Raw genomic sequence first — 16,965 nt, forward strand, 5'->3', positions numbered from 1 at the left:
AGCTTTAGTGAAAAAGGGCGCAGGATGTCCTGCGCCCTTCTCCGTGGATGTCTTAGCGGAAAGGCGGCGAGTACAGCAGGCCGCCTTCGGTCCACTGAGCGTTCAGGCCGCGTGCCAGACCGATCGGAGTTTCTTCACCGATGTTCTTGGCAAACACTTCACCATAGTTGCCGTCCGCCTTGATGGCGCGCATGGCCCACTGAGCGTCCAGACCCAGCATCTCGCCCAGAGTACCTTCGGTGCCCAGCAGACGGTTGACTTCCGGGTTGTCGGTCCCAGCTGCCAGCTCGTCGATGTTTGCCGAGGTCACGCCCAGCTCTTCAGCCGAGACCAGTGCGTTCAGGGTCCAGCGGACAACATCGCCCCACTCGTGATCGCCGTGACGGACCAGCGGGCCCAGCGGCTCTTTCGAGATGATTTCGGGCAGCAGGACGTGGTCACCAGGGTTTTCGAACGTGGCGCGGGTTGCGGCCAGGCCCGAAGCGTCGGTGGTGTAAACGTCACATGCGCCAGCCAAGTACTGCTGCTGCGCTTCGGCGTTGGTTTCGATCGGAACCGGCTCGTAGCTGATGTTGTTGGCACGGAAGAAATCGGCCAGGTTCAGCTCGGTGGTAGTGCCGGTCTGGATGCAGACGGTTGCGCCGTCCAGTTCCTTGGCCGAGCTTACGCCCAGCGCCTTGGGAACCATGAAGCCCTGACCGTCATAGTAGTTCACGCCGGTGAATTCGAACTTCAGGTCGACGTCGCGGCTGAAGGTCCATGTGGTGTTACGGGCCAGCATGTCGATCTCGCCCGAGGCCAGAGCGGTGAAGCGCGTCTTGCCGGTTGTCGGAACGAATTCAACTGCGTTTGCGTCACCTAGAACAGCGGCGGCAACGGCACGGCACAGCGATACGTCGAAGCCTTTCCATTCGCCATTCGCGTCAGGTGCAGCGAAGCCAACCAGACCGGTGGTCACACCACAGTTCAGAGTGCCGCGCGCCTTGACGTCGTCTACAGTTCCCGCCGCGGCAGCACCTGCGGCCAGACCGGCCACTGTTGCCGCGCCCAAGATTACGGATTTTTTCATTTTTACCTCTTCCTGATTTTCCGCCCCGGTAAGGGCGGCTCTGCCCGGCATAGTGGATGCCGGAAAGGTTACCCCAAAGGTGTCTCCCCTTTAGTGGGCTTGAGTTTGGTCGCATTCATAAACAAACGTCAAGGGTCGGATCAGGGAAAACGATGGGTCTCCGCCTCTCGATTAGGCAGATGCGTAAAAAAACCAACGTTGGAAGGATCAAACAGAGAGATCGAAGAAGGTCTTGGCGTGCAAAAACGCGGCTTTCTTTGTTTCCGCCACGGCGTGGGCTTCGTCATCATGGCCCCATTGTTCGATCTGCCAGGCCTCATCAAGTCGCGAAATGCGCCATATCTCGTCCGGTTTGCGCCAACCCTGCGCCGCCGCAAATCCCAGAATCAACGACCCAGACAAGCTGACCAAATCGTGGAAAGCCGCCAACTGAAACGCGTCCAGCGCATGGACCTGCTGACGCAACTGCACCAATGCCTCAGCCGATTGGGGTCGGTGCAGTACACCCGCCACGGGAATCAGTCGGGCCTGCAGGGTCTCGGCGGCCCAGTCCAACGCGGGATCCCAGTCTGCGGCCTGACGCTCCTGCAGTTCCTGAGGATGGGTGGCGCGATAGCACAGCAGATCGGAGTCGCCATAGTCCGCCAGCATATCCGCTACTTCGCCGTGCTGGATGCGCACCTTGTCAATCGCCGCATTGGCCGAGCGGGTAAAGGGCATGGTGGTCGGGTCCACCTCTTTGTCTTGCGCATCCCATTCAGCAGCGACGGCTTCGGCCATCGCTTTGGTCGGCAGAATCAATGCGGCCTTGGCCGGCGTTTTGACCCGGCGGCCATCCAGCTCGACCGTATAGCCATCCTCGGCCTCGACCGCGGTGCTGTTTGTCCAAAAGCGTTTCGGTTTCCAGTCGCTCATGTCTTCACTTCCAAAGAGTGGCCAGCGCATCCGGCAGCTGGTCGAATGTTTCAATCACACAAGAGGCCGCACTTAGCGCAGCAGTGTCGTGGTACCCCCACGACACCCCAATCCCGGTCACGCCTGCAGCGGCGGCCATGTCCATGTCAAAGCTGGTATCCCCGATCATGACCGCATGCGCAGCCTCAACACCGGTTTCCGCCAACGCAGTCTGAACCATCGAGGGATGAGGTTTTGAGGGGTGATGATCCGCCACTTGACGGGTTACGAAATAGCGCTCCAGCCCATGCGCTTCGATCAGCGCATCCAGACCGCGTTGCGATTTGCCGGTGGCGACGCCCAGCAGAATCTCGGGCACCGCATGCAGGGCTTCGATCGCATCGCGTGCACCGGGATAAAGGGGGGAACTCGCCGCGCCAAGATCCAGCCGGTGCGCGTGATAGGCCTGCTTGTACCCTTCTACCAATTGCGCCTGAACCGTCGTCGACTGCTGTGGCACAAGCTGCGCAATGGCCAAAGGCAAAGACAGACCAACAATCGACAGAATGGCCTCGCGGCTTGGCACCTCGACCGAGGCGGCCTGAAAACTGGTCGTCATCGAATGGACGATGCTGCCCTGACTGTCGACCAGCGTGCCATCGACATCGAACAGGACCAAACGCAGCGGTGCGCTCATTGCAGCTCCTCGAAGGGGTCGTCGGCGGCAAGGTCTTCGGTCCAGCCAAACGTGTCCCAGCTGTGCTTCATGTGCTCGGGCAGAGGGGCCTCGACCGTGATCGGCTTACGGGTCATCGGGTGCTGGAAAGACAGGCGCCGTGCGTGCAGGTGCAGCTTTTTGCTGATAATCCCACCCAATTGCGCGCCCCAGCCATCGCCGAGGTTTTCCTGACCCGAGCCACCATATTTGCCGTCGCCAATGATCGGATGCCCGATCGCGGCCATATGCGCGCGCAACTGGTGAGTCCGGCCCGTGATCGGCTCCATCGCAACCCAAGCGGCGCGGCCCGCGACACGGTAGAGCGTTGCGTAGTGGGTATGCGCCCGCTTCGCCCCCGGCGTGCTGTCGATGTCGCCCATATGGACGGGGATCATCTTCTCACCCTCGCCCTGCTTGCCATGGCCCGAGGCCTTGACCAGACCGGTCTTGATCTCGCCCAGATAGGGCGTCGGCACACCGGCGACTAGCGCCCAATAGATCTTGCGTGTATCGCGGTGGCGGAAGGCAGCAGTCAGCCCCTTTGCAGCCTCTCGCGTGCGGGCCAGCAGCAGAACGCCCGAGGTGTCCTTGTCCAGCCGATGGACCAGCCGCGGGTTCTCATCATAGCCAAAGCGCAAAGCCTCAGACAGGCTGTCGACGTGGCGGGTCTGGCCGCTGCCGCCCTGCACCGGCAAGCCGTGCGGTTTGTTCAGTGCCAAAACGTGATCGTCACGATAGATCACGCAGGACCGGATCATCTTCGCATCGGCCTCGGACACGCTGCGCTTCACCTCGGCAGGCTTGTGATCGGCATCCGGCAGCGGGGGCACTCGGACGACCTGCCCAACCTCCAGCCGGGTCGAGGCCTTGGCGCGGCTGCCATCCACACGCAACTCACCCTTGCGACACATTTTTTCGATCCGCCCCTGGCTGACATGCGGAAACAGGCGGCGCAGCCAACGATCCACACGCTGGTCTCCGTCACCTTCTGCGACCGTAATCATCTGCACGCCACTCATGCCATCGCCCCTTGTCCCGCGCGGCCGATCCGCCCAGAGTATCCTGTTACCACTATCCTAGAAAACATGCGCGTCTGTGGCCTGCAACGGGTCGAGAGTCAAGCAATCGTAGGTGTTTCAGATATTCAAGAAATCCCCATGTCGCCCGGCCCCGTCTCGGAACCGCCCTGCGCCTGCGGTCCCCTCGCGCCGGATCGCCTCCAGACCGTTGGCCCATTCAACCTTAAGCCCATCGCGCACCGACATCCCACGCGTTTCGATGATCGAGCGCCGGTCGGCCCGCACAGCCTCCTGCGGGAAACGGGCGATGTCGTAGGCCATGGCCTCGGCAGCGGCCCGCGCTTCTCCATGCGGCACGACTTTCTCTGCCAACCCGATCAGATAGCACTCCTCAGCATCAACCTTGCGCCCGGTCAGAGCGATCTCAAGCGCTTTGCCCTGCCCAACCAAGCGCGGCAAGCGAACTGTGCCGCCGTCCATCAGAGTAATTCCCCAGCGGCGACAAAAAACCCCAAGGTAAGCCGTCTCAGCCATCACCCGTATGTCGCACCACAAGGCCAACTCCATCCCACCGGCCACGGCTGCACCGTCGATGGCTCCGATGACTGGCTTTGACAATTCCAGCCGAGATGGCCCCATTGGCCCGAGCGTCGAGGTGGCGGATCCAATAGGAAAACTGTGTTTCTCGTAATAGGCCTCACCCAGTTCAGGGTCAGACAGGCTGGCGGCGAGCTTCAAGTCCCACCCGGCGCAGAAATTGCCCCCCTTCCCCCAGAAAACGGCAACCTTTGCAGGGCCGTGTTCGAACTCGAGAAACGCATCCACCAGAGCCTTCGCGTGATCCGGGTCAACAGCGTTCCGCGCCTCGGGCCGGTCATGGATGATGGTCCAAACGTCTTCGGTTTTGTCTATGGAAACGGGCATGACATGTCCTCCCTCATGGTCATTGACCCAAGGGAAGCCGGATGTGTGCCACCTGTCGCCTGTGACGCCACGGCAGCGCGAAATTGACCCTGCGTTACCCGCTGTTGCGCTGCGTGCGCAGCTTGGCGAAATAGTCCAGCCGCTTCTTCAACTCACGCTCGAACCCACGTTCGACTGGTTGATACAGCACAGGCCGCTTCATCGTCTCGGGGAAGTAGTTCTGACCCGAGAACCCATCTTCTGCATCGTGGTCATAGGCGTAACCGTCGCCGTAGCCCTGATCCTTCATCAACGAAGTGGGCGCGTTCAGGATATGCTTGGGCGGCGGCTCACTGCCCGATTGCTTCGCCAGGCGCATCGCGGCCTTGTAGCCCACATAGGCCCCGTTCGATTTCGGCGCCAGCGCCAGATAGACGAGTGCCTGCGCCAGCGCCAGCTCTCCCTCGGGCGAGCCGAGCCGTTCATAAGTCTCCCACGATTGCAAACAGATCACCTGCGCCTGAGGGTCGGCCAGACCGATATCCTCAACCGCCATGCGGGTGATCCGACGGGCCAGATAACGCGGGTCCTCGCCCCCGGTCAGCATCCGCGCAAACCAATAGAGCGCTGCGTCCGGGTCTGAACCGCGCACCGATTTGTGCAAGGCTGAGATCAGGTTGTAGTGCTCATCGCTGGATTTGTCGTATTTCGCCGCGCGCCGCATCAGGCGCGTCGACAGCGCATCCGAGTCCAGCGGTGCGTCAACCTTCCACGCGGCGACCTGTTCGATCAGGTTCAGCAAAGCTCGCCCGTCACCGTCCGCCATCTCGTGCAGTGCATCACGTGCGGCAGGCGTCAGGGGGAGCGCTTTGCCCAGCTCTTTCTCGGCCCGTTGGGTCAGACGTTCCAGATCAACAAGGCTCAGGCGCTCCAGTACCAGAACTTGCGATCGGCTCAAAACCGCGGCGTTCAACTCGAACGACGGGTTTTCGGTCGTGGCCCCGACCAGCAGGATGGTTCCGTCTTCCATATGGGGCAGAAACCCGTCCTGCTGGGCTTTGTTGAAGCGGTGGATCTCATCCACGAACAGCAACGTCCCCTGTCCGTTTTGACGCCGGATCTTTGCCGCTTCGAACACCTTTTTCAGGTCCGGCACACCGGTAAAGATCGCGCTGATCTGAACGAAATGCAGATCGGTTTCCTGCGCCAGCAATCGCGCGATGGTCGTTTTTCCAACGCCCGGAGGCCCCCAGAAAATCAGGCTGGACAGGCTGCCTGAGGCCAGCATGACCCCCAAGGGCGCATCAGGGCCCAGAACCTGCTCTTGCCCGATCACTTCGGCCAGCGTTTGTGGACGCAGGCGATCCGCCAAGGGGCGGTGCGGGTTCGCAGCTGGCTCGGCCGCGCCGGTATCGAACAGATCGCTCATGCGCTACAGCCGGAATCGCAGGGACAGGCTGCGGCCGCCACGTTGGATCAGCATGTTGATCCTGCGACCCGGATCGGTCAACGCGTGCACCACGTCCTTAGGGCGCGCGATGTCTGCGCCATTGATCGCCTCCAGAACGTCGCCGACACGCAGACCCGCGCGGGCGCCGTATGGGCCGGGATCTACAACAACGACACCGGATTGGGATAGTTTAAGCCCCAGATCAATGATCACAGCAGGGTTGACGCCCGAGACGGTCAGTTCGGGCAGCACTGTGCTTTCATCCAAGGTCGTCTTTTCGGCATCCGGCGTATCGGGCGCACGGATCAGCGCCACTTCGATGTCGTCGCTTTCCTCACCGCGCAAGCGGGTCAGAACGGAGGTGCCGCCGACCCCCGCCACGGACATGCGGAATTTCATCTCGGCCGGAGAGTTCACCTCATCCCCGTCCACATGTGTGACCACATCGCCAACTCGCAGCCCGGCCTCGGCCAGAGGGCTGAGGTCGTGCAAATCTGAGATCACAACGCCCATAGGGATCACCAGACCCAGAGACTCGGCAATGTCGGCGCTCATGTGCTGGCCACTCATACCCGCCCAGGGGCTGACAAAAACTTCATTGCCAGCTTGCGCCTGCCGCAGGAATTCGGCCACCAGATTGGCGGGGATGGCGAAACCGATCCCGTTTGAACCACCAGACCGCGTCAGGATCGAGGTGTTGATCCCGATCAGATCGCCATTCACGTCAATCAGAGCCCCGCCCGAGTTGCCCGGGTTGATCGCCGCATCGGTCTGAAGAAAATAGCCGCGCGCGTTCCCGGTCGCCGTGCCAGTGCGCGCCAATCCCGATATAATGCCCGAGGACACCGTCTGCCCGATCCCGAACGGGTTACCGATCGCCAAGGCCAATTCGCCCACCTCAACGTGATCCGAATCGCGCATGTTCAGGAAGGGCAGGTCCTGAGCCTCTTCCAGCCGCAGGATCGCGATATCGCTTTCCTCATGGCCCAAAACCACCTCGGCGGTGAATTCGCGCCGGTCTGTCGTGACCACACGGATTTCAGTGGCCGAGCCGACCACGTGGTAATTCGACACCACATATCCATCCTCGGACAAGATCACGCCAGAACCCAGCGAGTTCTGGACCCGCTGCTGAGGCTCTCCAAATCCGCGGCCAAAGAAATCCTGAAAGAACGGGTCCGAGAATAACGGCCGCGAGCGCCCCTGCCGCACGATCTTGGCATAGATGTTCACAACCGCAGGCGCGGCCTCTTTCACCACAGGGGCAAAACCAAGCGAGATTTCGGCTTGGGATTGAGGAACGCGCGTCTCGGCATGGGCGACCGAGGCAAGTGCAACCGAAACAGCGATGAAAATCCAGCGACGCATGAGGAACCTCAATCCAGTAAAGCCCTCTGGATATGCGCCGAGCGGATCGTCAATGCAAGAAGGCCAGTCGTCAGCCTTTTGCACCTTCGTCAAAAAACGGCGTCATCTGCGCGACAATGACCGCGTTCTCGTCCAGTGCCCGCTGCATCAAGGCGCGTTCATCAGGGTCGATGTCATGCCCCTGCGCCTCGCGCTCGGCCAATGTGCCATAGCCGGTCACGTCCAGAGGGGCCGTGTCGGCCTGTTTCAGGATCGCAACCGTTTCACGCACGGCCTCTGCCTCGTCCACGCCACTGGCAAAGCACATCAGGGCCGCTCCGGTCGCGCCGTCTGGCAGGCCGTCGCCCTCCTTGCGGCCGATCTGCACGAGCAGGGTATAGACTTGCTGACGAGAGGGTTTCTTTTGCTTTTCCATGCAGGGGGCCATAGACCTGCACCCTTGCACGGTCAAGCATTTGCATGGAGCTGACAACTCTGCATAGTGGTATTTTCACAAGCCACTAGGGATGTTTGATGACCTTTCCAGTTTTCATTACCGACTTTCCCAGCCTTGACGTTCCCTTCCCCGAGGACGTCGTGCAAACAGCCGTGATCCGCTCTGATGCCGGGCTGGTGGCGTTTTTCACTTTCCTTAAGGATTTTGAACTGCCGATGCACGCCCACAAGGCCCAATGGGGCACTGTCATCGAAGGTGAGGTAGAGCTGACGATAGGGACGGAGACCCGAATCTATCGCCCTGGCGACAGCTACTCCATCCCGGACGGCGTCGAGCATGGCGGTAAGATCAAGGCAGGCTCACGCGTGATCGACGTGTTTGAAGAGCCGGACCGCTATCCTGTCAAAGCCTAACAAAAAAGGCCGCAGCACAGGGCTGCGGCCAATCGTTTCGATGAAATGCGCTTAGTCTCGCAGCAATTCGTTGATCCCGGTTTTCGAGCGGGTCTTTTCATCCACCCGTTTCACGATCACCGCGCAATAGAGGCTGATGTTGTTCTTGGACGGCATCGAGCCTGCAACGACCACGGAATAAGGCGGAACCTCGCCATAGGTGACCTCGCCGGTCTCACGGTCGACGATCTTGGTCGATTTCCCGATGAACACACCCATGCCCAGAACTGAGCCTTCGCGCACGATGCAGCCTTCGACCACCTCAGAGCGCGCGCCGATGAAGCAATTGTCTTCGATGATGGTGGGGCCAGCCTGCATCGGCTCTAGCACGCCGCCGATCCCGACGCCGCCCGACAAGTGAACGTTCTTGCCGATCTGTGCGCAGGACCCGACGGTCGCCCATGTATCCACCATGGTGCCTTCGTCGACATAGGCGCCGAGGTTCACGAAAGACGGCATCAGTACTGCGCCCGGCGCGATATAGGCCGACTTGCGGACAACGCAGTTGGGCACGGCACGGAAACCGGCGGCCTTCCAGTGGTCTTCGCTCCAACCGGCGAACTTGCTGTCCACCTTGTCCCACCAACCACCGGCCTGAGGGCCGCCGGTCTGAATTTCCATGTCCTTGATACGGAAGCCCAGCAGAACTGCTTTCTTGGCCCACTGGTTGACATGCCAGTCACCGCTGTCCAGCTTTTCCGCAACGCGCAAAGCGCCGCTATCCAGCGCGTTCAGCGTGTCTTCGATGGCGTCGCGCTGTTCGCCTGTGGTTGCGGGCGTGATCGTATCGCGCGCCTCCCAGGCGGATTCGATGGCGGCTTCCAGTTGCGCATTGGACATTGGGCGTCTCCCTACAGAATCTGTTCGTGTCGGTGTGGCCTATACGAAAGCCAAGCCCACGGCGCAATGCGACGAACAGGGGCTCTTTTGCGGCGGAATTGTCCGACCCTCAGCTAGCGCGGCGGATATGGCGGATCAGGATGGTCGTTGCCGCGGCAAGATCCTTGTGTTTCAACGCCTGAACAATCGCCAGATGATCCTTGTCGACGCGCTGTTTCCACTTGGGTCGCCAATGGGCAAACAAGTGGCGTGCGCTGGCGATATGAAGGTCATCAATCGTATGCAGCAGACGCGGCATGCCGCAGGGCGTCAGGAGCGTCCGGTGAAAGACCCGGTTACGTGTTTCCCAGTCCGGCATGGTCTGCGCCTCGTCACACGCCATCCGCGCCTCATCCATGCGCTTCACATCACCGGGCGTCATGTTCTGCACGGAATGCTGCAGGGCCAAAGGCTCAAGCACCACGCGCATTTCGACCACTTCGCGCACCTCGGCCGGGTCGAGGACTGCGACCCGCATACCGCGCCGCGGTTCGCTTTTGGCAAGGCCATGCCCCTCGAGCCGCAGCAGAGCCTCGCGCACGGGGACGTGACTGGTCTCAAAGGCCTTGGCGATATGATCCTGGCGCAGCTTCTCACCGGCGTTCAGATCACCGGTGATGATCTGCTGCCTGAGATTTTCGTAGATTGTGTCGGCAATCGTTGCGCTCATGAATTATAGATAAAATCCTCAACCTGTTTTCACAAGGCGATAATTCAGCCTGCAAGCGGGTCCGGCGCAATGTTCCCACCGCAGATCAGAACGGCGACGCGTTCGCCCGGCTCTGGCGTGTAGGCCCCCGACATCAACGCCGCCAAGGCGGCGGCTCCGGCGGGTTCGACAAGGATACGATGCGCTTGCCACAACACGCGCTGCGCCTCAGATATGGCCTGATCGGAGACCAGCACCGACTCCATCCCTTGCGCCAGTTCAAAACAGATCGACCCGATCCGCCGCGCGCCCAGCGCGTTGGCCGCAACGCCGGAAACCGACACATCCACCGGCTCACCGGCCTGCAAGGCGGCGTTCAAAGCGCAGGAGGTCTCAGGCTCGACCGCCACGACCTTGCGTGCGCCTTGAAACCAGGCCAGAGCGCCCGCGATCAGCCCGCCGCCGCCCACGGCGATCAGGACGGTATCGGCCTCCAGCCCCTGCGCCTCCCATTCGGCAAAGCAGGTGCCCTGTCCGGCGACCGTAGCAGGTGCATCATAGGCGTGGATCTGCATTGCGCCGGTCTTGTCCTCATGCGCCTGCGCCATCGCCAGCGCGTTGGCATATTCGCCGGGCACAACGCTCAGATCCGCGCCGATCTGTTCGATCAGGGCAATCTTGGACGGGCCCGCGATCTCTGGCACAAAAATCTTGGCCGGATGCCCTAGCGCACGCGCCGCATAAGCCGCCGCCGCCCCGTGATTACCGCCCGAGGCCGCCACAACACCTGCTTGTGGCACCTCCATGCTCAGCAGCGTGTTGAACGCGCCGCGCGCCTTGAAGCTGCCAGTGTGCTGCATATGCTCAAGCTTCAGCTCGACCGGATAGCCGGGAATATGGCTCTCCATCACCGGGGTTGTCTGCGCGTGTCCGGCAATACGTTCTGCTGCCGCCTGAATTTCCGTCTTCCAATCCATTCTTGTCTTTCCGTGACTGGCACTCTGCCCGCGAACCCTATAGCTGTTTGTCAAACACGCAAGCAGGGATCGTTCACCAATGAGAGAAGACCGCCACAGCCCTTTCCGCGACGCGCAGACCGACCGCTCGACCGCGAGCGAGGTGCCGGACACGCCCCAGACGCGGTCTCCGGCCTATCGCCTTGCCTTCGCCGATGAGGAATTCCTGTGCCGCGATGAGCTGCGCCCGGTGCGTCTACAGCTGGAACTGCTGAAACCCGAGATGATCATGAGCGAGCGTGAGATCACCTCGACCATCGTCATGTTTGGCGGCGCGCGTATTCCGGAACCGTCGCAGAAACACACCGCCCGCACCGAAACGCTTGCCGGTCTGTCCCAGTATTACGACGAGGCGCGCGAGTTCGCGCGACTTATGACCGAGAAATCGAACGAAACTGGCTGCCGCGAAAACGTCATCGTCACGGGTGGCGGCCCCGGCGTGATGGAGGCCGGAAACCGCGGCGCGCAAGATGCAGGTGGGTGCTCCATCGGTCTGAACATCGTGCTGCCGCATGAACAAGCGCCGAACCTTTATGTGACGCCGGACCTCAGCTTCAACTTCCACTATTTCGCCATCCGCAAGATGCATTTCCTGATGCGCGCTCGTGCCATCACCATCTTCCCCGGCGGCTTTGGCACGATGGATGAACTGTTCGAGTCCCTCACCCTGATCCAAACGGGACGGATGGAGCGTGTGCCCTTCCTGCTGTTTGGTCGCGAATTCTGGGAAAAGGTCATCAATTGGTCAGCGCTGGCCGATGCGGGCACGATCTCGGACGAAGACCTCGACCTGTTCCGCTTTGTCGACACCGCGCAAGAAGCGGTTGAGATCATCGAAAACTGGGAACCCGCCCCGCCTCGCGACGCCATTCCGGGACGCTGAGCCATGGCCAACAAACCCGGAGAAATGCTTCACCTGCGTGGCAACGCGTTGGAAAAGGGCGAACCCGTCGCCCTGCCGCTGACCCAAAGCAGCATGTACCACCTGCCTGGCCTGCCGGATGGGCATGCCACCTATGGCCGCGTCGACAACCCGACCTGGGTGCATCTGGAACATGTCTTGTCCCATCTTGAGGACGCGCCCTGCCTCAGCTTCCCGTCGGGCATGGCGGCCATCTCGGCCGCTTTGTTTGCAACCGTTCAGGCCGGTTCGCGCCTGTTGATCCCATCGGATGGCTACTACGTGACGCGCCTGCTGGCGGACAGGTTCTTGTCCCGACTGGGCGTTGCGGTCGAAGAACGGCCGACCACGGGCTTTGCCGACGGAGGGTTTGAGGGCTTCGACGTGGTCTTCGTCGAAAGCCCTTCGAACCCCGGCCTCGACATGATTGACCTTGCGGATGTAGCCAAACAGGTTCGCTCTGCCGGAGGCATCACCATTGCCGACAATACGACCCTGACACCTCTGGGCCAGCGCCCGCTGGATTTGGGCATCGACGTGGTCGTGTCCTCGGACACCAAGGCCATCGGTGGGCACTCGGACATGCTGATGGGCCACGTCGCCAGCCGCGACGCGCAGATCATGGAGCGGGTCGAGGAATGGCGCCGCGTCTCAGGCTCAATTCCCGGACCACACGAAGCATGGCTTCTGCATCGCGGGCTCGAGACTCTGGACGTGCGTTTTGATCGCATGTGCGCCTCGGCCCAGGTGCTGGCTGAGCGCCTGGCAGCGCATCCGGCCGTCAAGCACATCCGCTATCCCGGCTTGTCGCACGATCCGTCCCACGCGCTGGCGCAAGCTCAGACCACGCGGTTCGGGTTCCTGCTCTCGCTGACGCTGGAAAGCGAGGACAAGGCCGAGGCCTTCATCAACACCTGCCCTCTGCTGCGGCCCGCCACGTCTTTCGGCGGCGTTCACAGCTCGGCCGAGCGCCGCGCGCGGTGGGGTGACGCTGTCGACCCCGCCTTCATCCGCCTTTCGGTCGGGTGTGAGCCGGTTGATGAGCTTTGGCAGGCGTTCGAGGCCAGCCTGAACGCGCTCTGACTATTTCTTCGCTTCGCGCAGTTCTTTGAACACGTAGATCGGCAGCACCACGCTGGCGATCAACGCCCCCAGCCAGACCAACAGCGTTGCGGCCAGCAGGTTGGAAACACCCCCAACCGTCAGCCCCGAGGCAATCAGGTCGGTGACCAGGAGACCCACAAAGGTCACGATCAACGCGATCCCACCCTTCAGGGCCGGCGCCTTCTTTTCCCCCAGTTTCAGGATCAGCGGCTCGGCAATCACCTGAACGACGGTGAACACAAGAACCACAACGATGAATGAGATCGGCTTGATGGCAAAGCCGTTCAAAATGAGCGACGCCAGCAACAGGCCGATGGCATTCCCGGCCAGCAGGGCCAGAGCGGATTTGATTCTGCGCGACATTCAGGCTCTCCGTGTATGAACAGGTACAGACATGCAGATATTATCAAACCTGTAGGATTTTTCGAGCCAATTCAATTGCCTCTTCCTTTTGGTCGGTTGAAATCGCATGATAAAACACATTCATAAAGATCAGACCGACCCACATCCGCGAGAGGTGAGATGAGCGACGATCCCTATTCCGTCCTCGGCGTCGCCAAAGACGCCAGTGCCGCCGAGATCAAGAAAGCCTATCGGCGCATCGCCAAGGAATGCCACCCGGACCTCAAACCCGGTGATGCCGAGGCCGAGGCCAAGTTTAAAGCCGCCGCCGCTGCTTACGATCTGCTGAAAGACCCTGAAACCCGTGCCCGCTATGACAATGGCGAGATTGACGCTTCGGGTCAGGAGCGCCCTCAACAGCAATATTATCGCGACTATGCCGAGGCCGCCGGAAACCCCTATCGCGGACGGCAGGCGGACCCGGATGACATGTCAGACATCTTCGCCGAATTCATGCGCGGCCGCGGTGGGTTTGGCGACCAGCGCACGCAGGAATTCCATGCGCCGGGTCACAATCTGAATTACTCGCTACAGATCAGCTTTCTGGATGCCGTGTTTGGGGCCAGCCAAAAGCTTACCCTGCCCGATGGCAACCGGATCGAGGTTAAAATCCCGGCGGGTATCACCACGGGTCAAACCATCCGGCTGCGAGGCAAGGGCGCTCCTGGCTATGGTGAGGGGCCTCCGGGGGATGCGCTGGTCACGATTTCGGTCGCGGACCATCCGCTGTTCGACCGGCAAGGGGATGACATCCACATCACATTGCCGATCACCATCGATGAGGCTGTTCTGGGCGGCAAAGTGCCAGCCCCAACGATAGACGGTGGCGTCAACGTCACCGTCCCGGCCGGCACCAGCAGCGGCAAAACCCTGCGCCTGCGGGGTAAGGGAGTCAAAAAACGCGGCTCGTCCGAGCGGGGGGATCAACTGATCGAACTCACCGTCGCCCTGCCCGACCAGATCGACGACGACCTCAAGCAATTCATGGAAACATGGCGCGACGCCCATCACTATGATCCTCGGAAAGGAATGCCGTCATGACCCTGACCGAAGAGGAACTGATCGAAACCATCACTCGCCTGACCTCGGACCGCCTGACCGAATACCTGGCCGCCGAGATCGTGATCCCCGAGCAATCAGATCAAGGCGTGGTCTACCACAGCATCGACGTTGCCCGGCTGGAACTGGCCTGCGAACTGCACGAGCAATACGATATGGAGGCCGATGCTTTGTCGATGATGATCTCTCTGATCGACCAGATGCACGGGCTACGCGCTGAACTGCGTGAAGTTCTGAACGCGGTCGAGGCGCAACCCGATCCCGTGCGGCAGCAACTTATTGAGGTTATCGGAACCGCCCGCTTTCGTCGCGGATAGGTCTACTCACCTTTGATCTGGTAATCCTCGGGAACGTAGAAGGTGTAGTCCCTGTCGGCCACCTGCACGTGGCAGTCATGGCAATAGGCCACGGCCCCGGACCGATCGCCCAGAGTGTCGCCAAACAAAGACCCATCGGGCAGCACCATAATGTATCGCCAGTCTGCCGTCTCGGGATTGGCACCTTGGGCCAGTTTCTCCATCACGAACATCGCACCGGGGTAGATCTTGCCCTCATCCGTTACCGTCATGCTGTCCTTGGCAAGAACCGAGCCCATGGGCATAAGCTCACCCGGTTGCAGGGTCGCGTAGTTCAGCGCCATGCGATTGGCGTAGCTGTTCACGAACCGCTGCCCATGTGTGGCCGAGATATAGGGCGCATCATTGAAAAGCGGCCAGCTTTGGTAATTCAAAATGAGATCCAGTTGCGAGGTCGCGTAGCCACGCGCCATGCGTTTCGACAGCGCGCGATAATGCGCGTTGGCTTCGTCCTTACTCAGCTCGGCCGGATTTTCGATGGCCAGATGAGCGTCAGGGTCTTCCGCAAAAGCGCCCGCCGCAGATAGCGGTACAAATAGGACTGCAAATGCAATGGTTTTCAATTTACTTCGAGGTCGTTCAATCATTTGGGGCTCACCTGAAATATCAGTTTGCCTACATGCCGCGCGTAGCGAAGAAATAGGCTCGCGGCGAAAAAGCCCCGGCGTTTCAAGGGAAAGCCGAGCGTCCGAAACAGGACCGGACGCCCTAACACATAGCAAATATTGAAGACAAAATCAGCACCGGAAACATTAAGTTTACCGCTGCAACCCTTGGCAGAAATGGCTTAGTTACCGCTCAACCCAGCCTCAGCTTCGATCTGTTTACGCGATTTGCGCGCACGCTCGGTTGCCGATTTCAACTGACCACAGGCCGCCATGATATCCTCGCCGCGCGTCTTGCGGATGGGTGAGGCATAGCCGGCCTGGTAGATGATATTCGCAAAGGCCCGGATACGATTGTTCGAGCTGCGTTTGTACGGCGCACCAGGCCATTCGTTGAACGGAATCAGGTTGATCTTGGCCGGGATCTTATGACGTTTGATGTGGTCGATCAGACGATGCGCGTCCTCGTCGCTGTCGTTCACGCCATCCAGCATCACGTATTCGAACGTGATCCGTTCGGAATTCGAGACATTGGGGTAGCTGGCCAGCGCTTGCAACAACTCCTCGATGTTCCAGCGCTTGTTGATCGGCACCAGAACGTCGCGCGTCTCATCCGTGGTAGCGTGGAAGGAGATCGCCAGCAGGCAGCCGATCTCTTCAGCCGTACGCGCGATTTCCGGCACCACGCCGCTCGTCGACAGAGTGATCCGGCGGCGCGACAGGGAAATTCCTTCGGGGTCCATGGCGATCTTCATCGCGTCGCGGACGTTTTCGAAATTGTAGAGCGGCTCACCCATGCCCATCAGAACGATGTTCGACAGCAGGCGCGTCTCATCCTTCGGCGCACCGGGGGTCGGCCATTCCTCAAGATCATCGCGGGCCATCATCACCTGGCCCACAATCTCCGCCGCGGTCAGGTTGCGCACCAGTTTCTGCGTGCCGGTATGGCAGAAAGAGCAGGTCAGCGTACAACCTACCTGAGACGAGATACACAGCGTGCCGCGATCATCTTCGGGGATATAAACGACCTCGACCTCATGCCCGCCCGCAATACGACACAGGTATTTGCGTGTGCCGTCCTCTGACACCTGACGGGTGACCACTTCGGGAATTTCGATCACAAAGCTCTCGGCCAGTTGCGCGCGATAGGCTTTGGCCAGGTTAGTCATCAGTGCGAAATCACGCACGCCCCATTGGTAGATCCACTGCCAGATCTGACCAGTCCGCATCTTGGCCTGCTTTTCCGGCGTGCCATGTTCGATCAGAGCCGCGCGGAGCTGATCACGAGTCAGTCCGACAAGGTTCACCTTCCCCTCAGGCAGTTTGCGGGGGATGGTCATGACGTCTTGAGTGATCGGCGCTTTGGGCGACATTTGGGTACCTACTGGGCGTATCTCAGGTGGATTCTGGATTGGGATGCGCCTCTATATAGGATTGCGCGCAAAGATCAAAAGGAATCGTATTGACCGTTACGCGCTTTTATCGCCGGATCAGACCCCTGCAGGCGGGATAAAGCAATCCTCGGCATCCAGTGTTTTCACCGGATCTTCAGGCCCGCATTCTTCACCTGTAATCGGGTAGGTTTCAGGCTCTTTTTCACAGGCCGCCAGAACCAGTGAAGAAGCCAACATCAGAGTGATCAGAGTTTTGTCGAACATATTCAGACATCCTTTGTTATTACTGAA

At 60.4% G+C, this 16,965-nt stretch carries 20 protein-coding genes; 5 read left to right on the top strand and 15 right to left on the bottom strand.

Annotated features, from left to right (window positions below; all coding sequences use genetic code 11):
- Nucleotides 1–52 precede the first annotated feature (52 nt).
- From ACRZ95_RS21090 to ACRZ95_RS21125, 8 genes are all read right to left on the bottom strand, one after another.
- Nucleotides 53–1,069, bottom strand: a complete 1,017-nt coding sequence (locus ACRZ95_RS21090) for an amino acid ABC transporter substrate-binding protein (protein ID WP_170375963.1) — start codon at nt 1,067–1,069, stop codon at nt 53–55.
- 207 nt (nt 1,070–1,276) lie between these two features.
- Nucleotides 1,277–1,984 carry an ATP12 family protein gene (locus ACRZ95_RS21095; RefSeq protein WP_170680980.1) on the bottom strand — a complete coding sequence of 236 codons (708 nt, stop codon included), beginning with the start codon at nt 1,982–1,984 and terminating at the stop codon, nt 1,277–1,279.
- A 4-nt stretch (nt 1,985–1,988) separates the two neighbouring features.
- The gene (locus tag ACRZ95_RS21100; RefSeq protein ID WP_170680978.1) at nt 1,989–2,660 is read right to left on the bottom strand and encodes an HAD-IA family hydrolase; all 672 of its coding nucleotides are present in this window, start codon (nt 2,658–2,660) and stop codon (nt 1,989–1,991) included.
- Complete coding sequence (locus ACRZ95_RS21105) at nt 2,657–3,700, bottom strand: RluA family pseudouridine synthase (RefSeq protein ID WP_170680976.1); 1,044 nt, start codon at nt 3,698–3,700, stop codon at nt 2,657–2,659. Before ACRZ95_RS21105 ends, ACRZ95_RS21100 begins: the two co-directional genes overlap by 4 nt.
- Before the next feature lie 117 nt (nt 3,701–3,817).
- A complete protein-coding gene (locus tag ACRZ95_RS21110; RefSeq protein ID WP_170680974.1) occupies nt 3,818–4,624 on the bottom strand; it encodes a crotonase/enoyl-CoA hydratase family protein in 807 nt (268 codons plus the stop codon).
- Nucleotides 4,625–4,718: 94 nt separating this feature from the next.
- The gene (locus ACRZ95_RS21115) at nt 4,719–6,032 is read right to left on the bottom strand and encodes a replication-associated recombination protein A (RefSeq protein ID WP_170680972.1); all 1,314 of its coding nucleotides are present in this window, start codon (nt 6,030–6,032) and stop codon (nt 4,719–4,721) included.
- A 3-nt stretch (nt 6,033–6,035) separates the two neighbouring features.
- Complete coding sequence (locus ACRZ95_RS21120) at nt 6,036–7,421, bottom strand: trypsin-like peptidase domain-containing protein (RefSeq protein WP_170680970.1); 1,386 nt, start codon at nt 7,419–7,421, stop codon at nt 6,036–6,038.
- A 70-nt stretch (nt 7,422–7,491) separates the two neighbouring features.
- The gene (locus ACRZ95_RS21125; RefSeq protein WP_170375977.1) at nt 7,492–7,836 is read right to left on the bottom strand and encodes a hypothetical protein; all 345 of its coding nucleotides are present in this window, start codon (nt 7,834–7,836) and stop codon (nt 7,492–7,494) included.
- Nucleotides 7,837–7,934: 98 nt separating this feature from the next.
- Between ACRZ95_RS21125 and ACRZ95_RS21130 the strand changes: the two genes are divergently transcribed.
- A complete protein-coding gene (locus ACRZ95_RS21130; RefSeq protein WP_170680968.1) occupies nt 7,935–8,270 on the top strand; it encodes a cupin domain-containing protein in 336 nt (111 codons plus the stop codon).
- A 51-nt stretch (nt 8,271–8,321) separates the two neighbouring features.
- Here ACRZ95_RS21130 and dapD read toward each other — a convergent pair whose 3' ends face one another.
- The 3 genes from dapD to ACRZ95_RS21145 form a co-directional block, all read right to left on the bottom strand.
- Nucleotides 8,322–9,149: a 2,3,4,5-tetrahydropyridine-2,6-dicarboxylate N-succinyltransferase gene (gene dapD, locus ACRZ95_RS21135; protein ID WP_170680966.1), complete on the bottom strand. Its 828-nt coding sequence runs from the start codon at nt 9,147–9,149 to the stop codon at nt 8,322–8,324.
- Nucleotides 9,150–9,258: 109 nt separating this feature from the next.
- Complete coding sequence (locus ACRZ95_RS21140; RefSeq protein ID WP_170556267.1) at nt 9,259–9,858, bottom strand: GntR family transcriptional regulator; 600 nt, start codon at nt 9,856–9,858, stop codon at nt 9,259–9,261.
- Nucleotides 9,859–9,902: 44 nt separating this feature from the next.
- Nucleotides 9,903–10,814: a threonine/serine dehydratase gene (locus ACRZ95_RS21145; protein ID WP_170680964.1), complete on the bottom strand. Its 912-nt coding sequence runs from the start codon at nt 10,812–10,814 to the stop codon at nt 9,903–9,905.
- Nucleotides 10,815–10,893: 79 nt separating this feature from the next.
- On the opposite strand from ACRZ95_RS21145, the gene ACRZ95_RS21150 reads away from it, so the two are divergent.
- On the top strand, nt 10,894–11,736 hold the full coding sequence (locus ACRZ95_RS21150; RefSeq protein WP_170459791.1) for an LOG family protein: 843 nt from the start codon (nt 10,894–10,896) through the stop codon (nt 11,734–11,736).
- Nucleotides 11,737–11,739: 3 nt separating this feature from the next.
- Nucleotides 11,740–12,837: a cystathionine gamma-lyase gene (locus ACRZ95_RS21155; RefSeq protein WP_170680962.1), complete on the top strand. Its 1,098-nt coding sequence runs from the start codon at nt 11,740–11,742 to the stop codon at nt 12,835–12,837.
- Here ACRZ95_RS21155 and ACRZ95_RS21160 read toward each other — a convergent pair whose 3' ends face one another.
- Nucleotides 12,838–13,221 carry a hypothetical protein gene (locus ACRZ95_RS21160; protein ID WP_170644204.1) on the bottom strand — a complete coding sequence of 128 codons (384 nt, stop codon included), beginning with the start codon at nt 13,219–13,221 and terminating at the stop codon, nt 12,838–12,840.
- 159 nt (nt 13,222–13,380) lie between these two features.
- Between ACRZ95_RS21160 and ACRZ95_RS21165 the strand changes: the two genes are divergently transcribed.
- Together ACRZ95_RS21165 and ACRZ95_RS21170 are read left to right on the top strand one after the other, a co-directional pair.
- Nucleotides 13,381–14,301, top strand: a complete 921-nt coding sequence (locus ACRZ95_RS21165; RefSeq protein WP_170662969.1) for a J domain-containing protein — start codon at nt 13,381–13,383, stop codon at nt 14,299–14,301.
- Nucleotides 14,298–14,636: a hypothetical protein gene (locus ACRZ95_RS21170; protein ID WP_170375995.1), complete on the top strand. Its 339-nt coding sequence runs from the start codon at nt 14,298–14,300 to the stop codon at nt 14,634–14,636. The genes ACRZ95_RS21165 and ACRZ95_RS21170 overlap by 4 nt, the downstream gene beginning before the upstream one ends.
- Nucleotides 14,637–14,638: 2 nt before the next feature.
- Here the strand turns inward: ACRZ95_RS21170 and ACRZ95_RS21175 are convergent, their stop codons facing one another.
- The 3 genes from ACRZ95_RS21175 to ACRZ95_RS21185 form a co-directional block, all read right to left on the bottom strand.
- Nucleotides 14,639–15,262 carry a cytochrome P460 family protein gene (locus ACRZ95_RS21175; RefSeq protein WP_170680959.1) on the bottom strand — a complete coding sequence of 208 codons (624 nt, stop codon included), beginning with the start codon at nt 15,260–15,262 and terminating at the stop codon, nt 14,639–14,641.
- Nucleotides 15,263–15,462: 200 nt separating this feature from the next.
- Nucleotides 15,463–16,653: a dual-specificity RNA methyltransferase RlmN gene (gene rlmN, locus ACRZ95_RS21180; protein ID WP_170680957.1), complete on the bottom strand. Its 1,191-nt coding sequence runs from the start codon at nt 16,651–16,653 to the stop codon at nt 15,463–15,465.
- 117 nt (nt 16,654–16,770) lie between these two features.
- Entirely contained in the window at nt 16,771–16,938 is a 168-nt protein-coding gene (locus ACRZ95_RS21185; RefSeq protein ID WP_170376001.1) for a hypothetical protein, read from the bottom strand.
- Nucleotides 16,939–16,965: the final 27 nt, after the last annotated feature.

The organism is Ruegeria sp. AI3 (assembly GCF_056541245.1).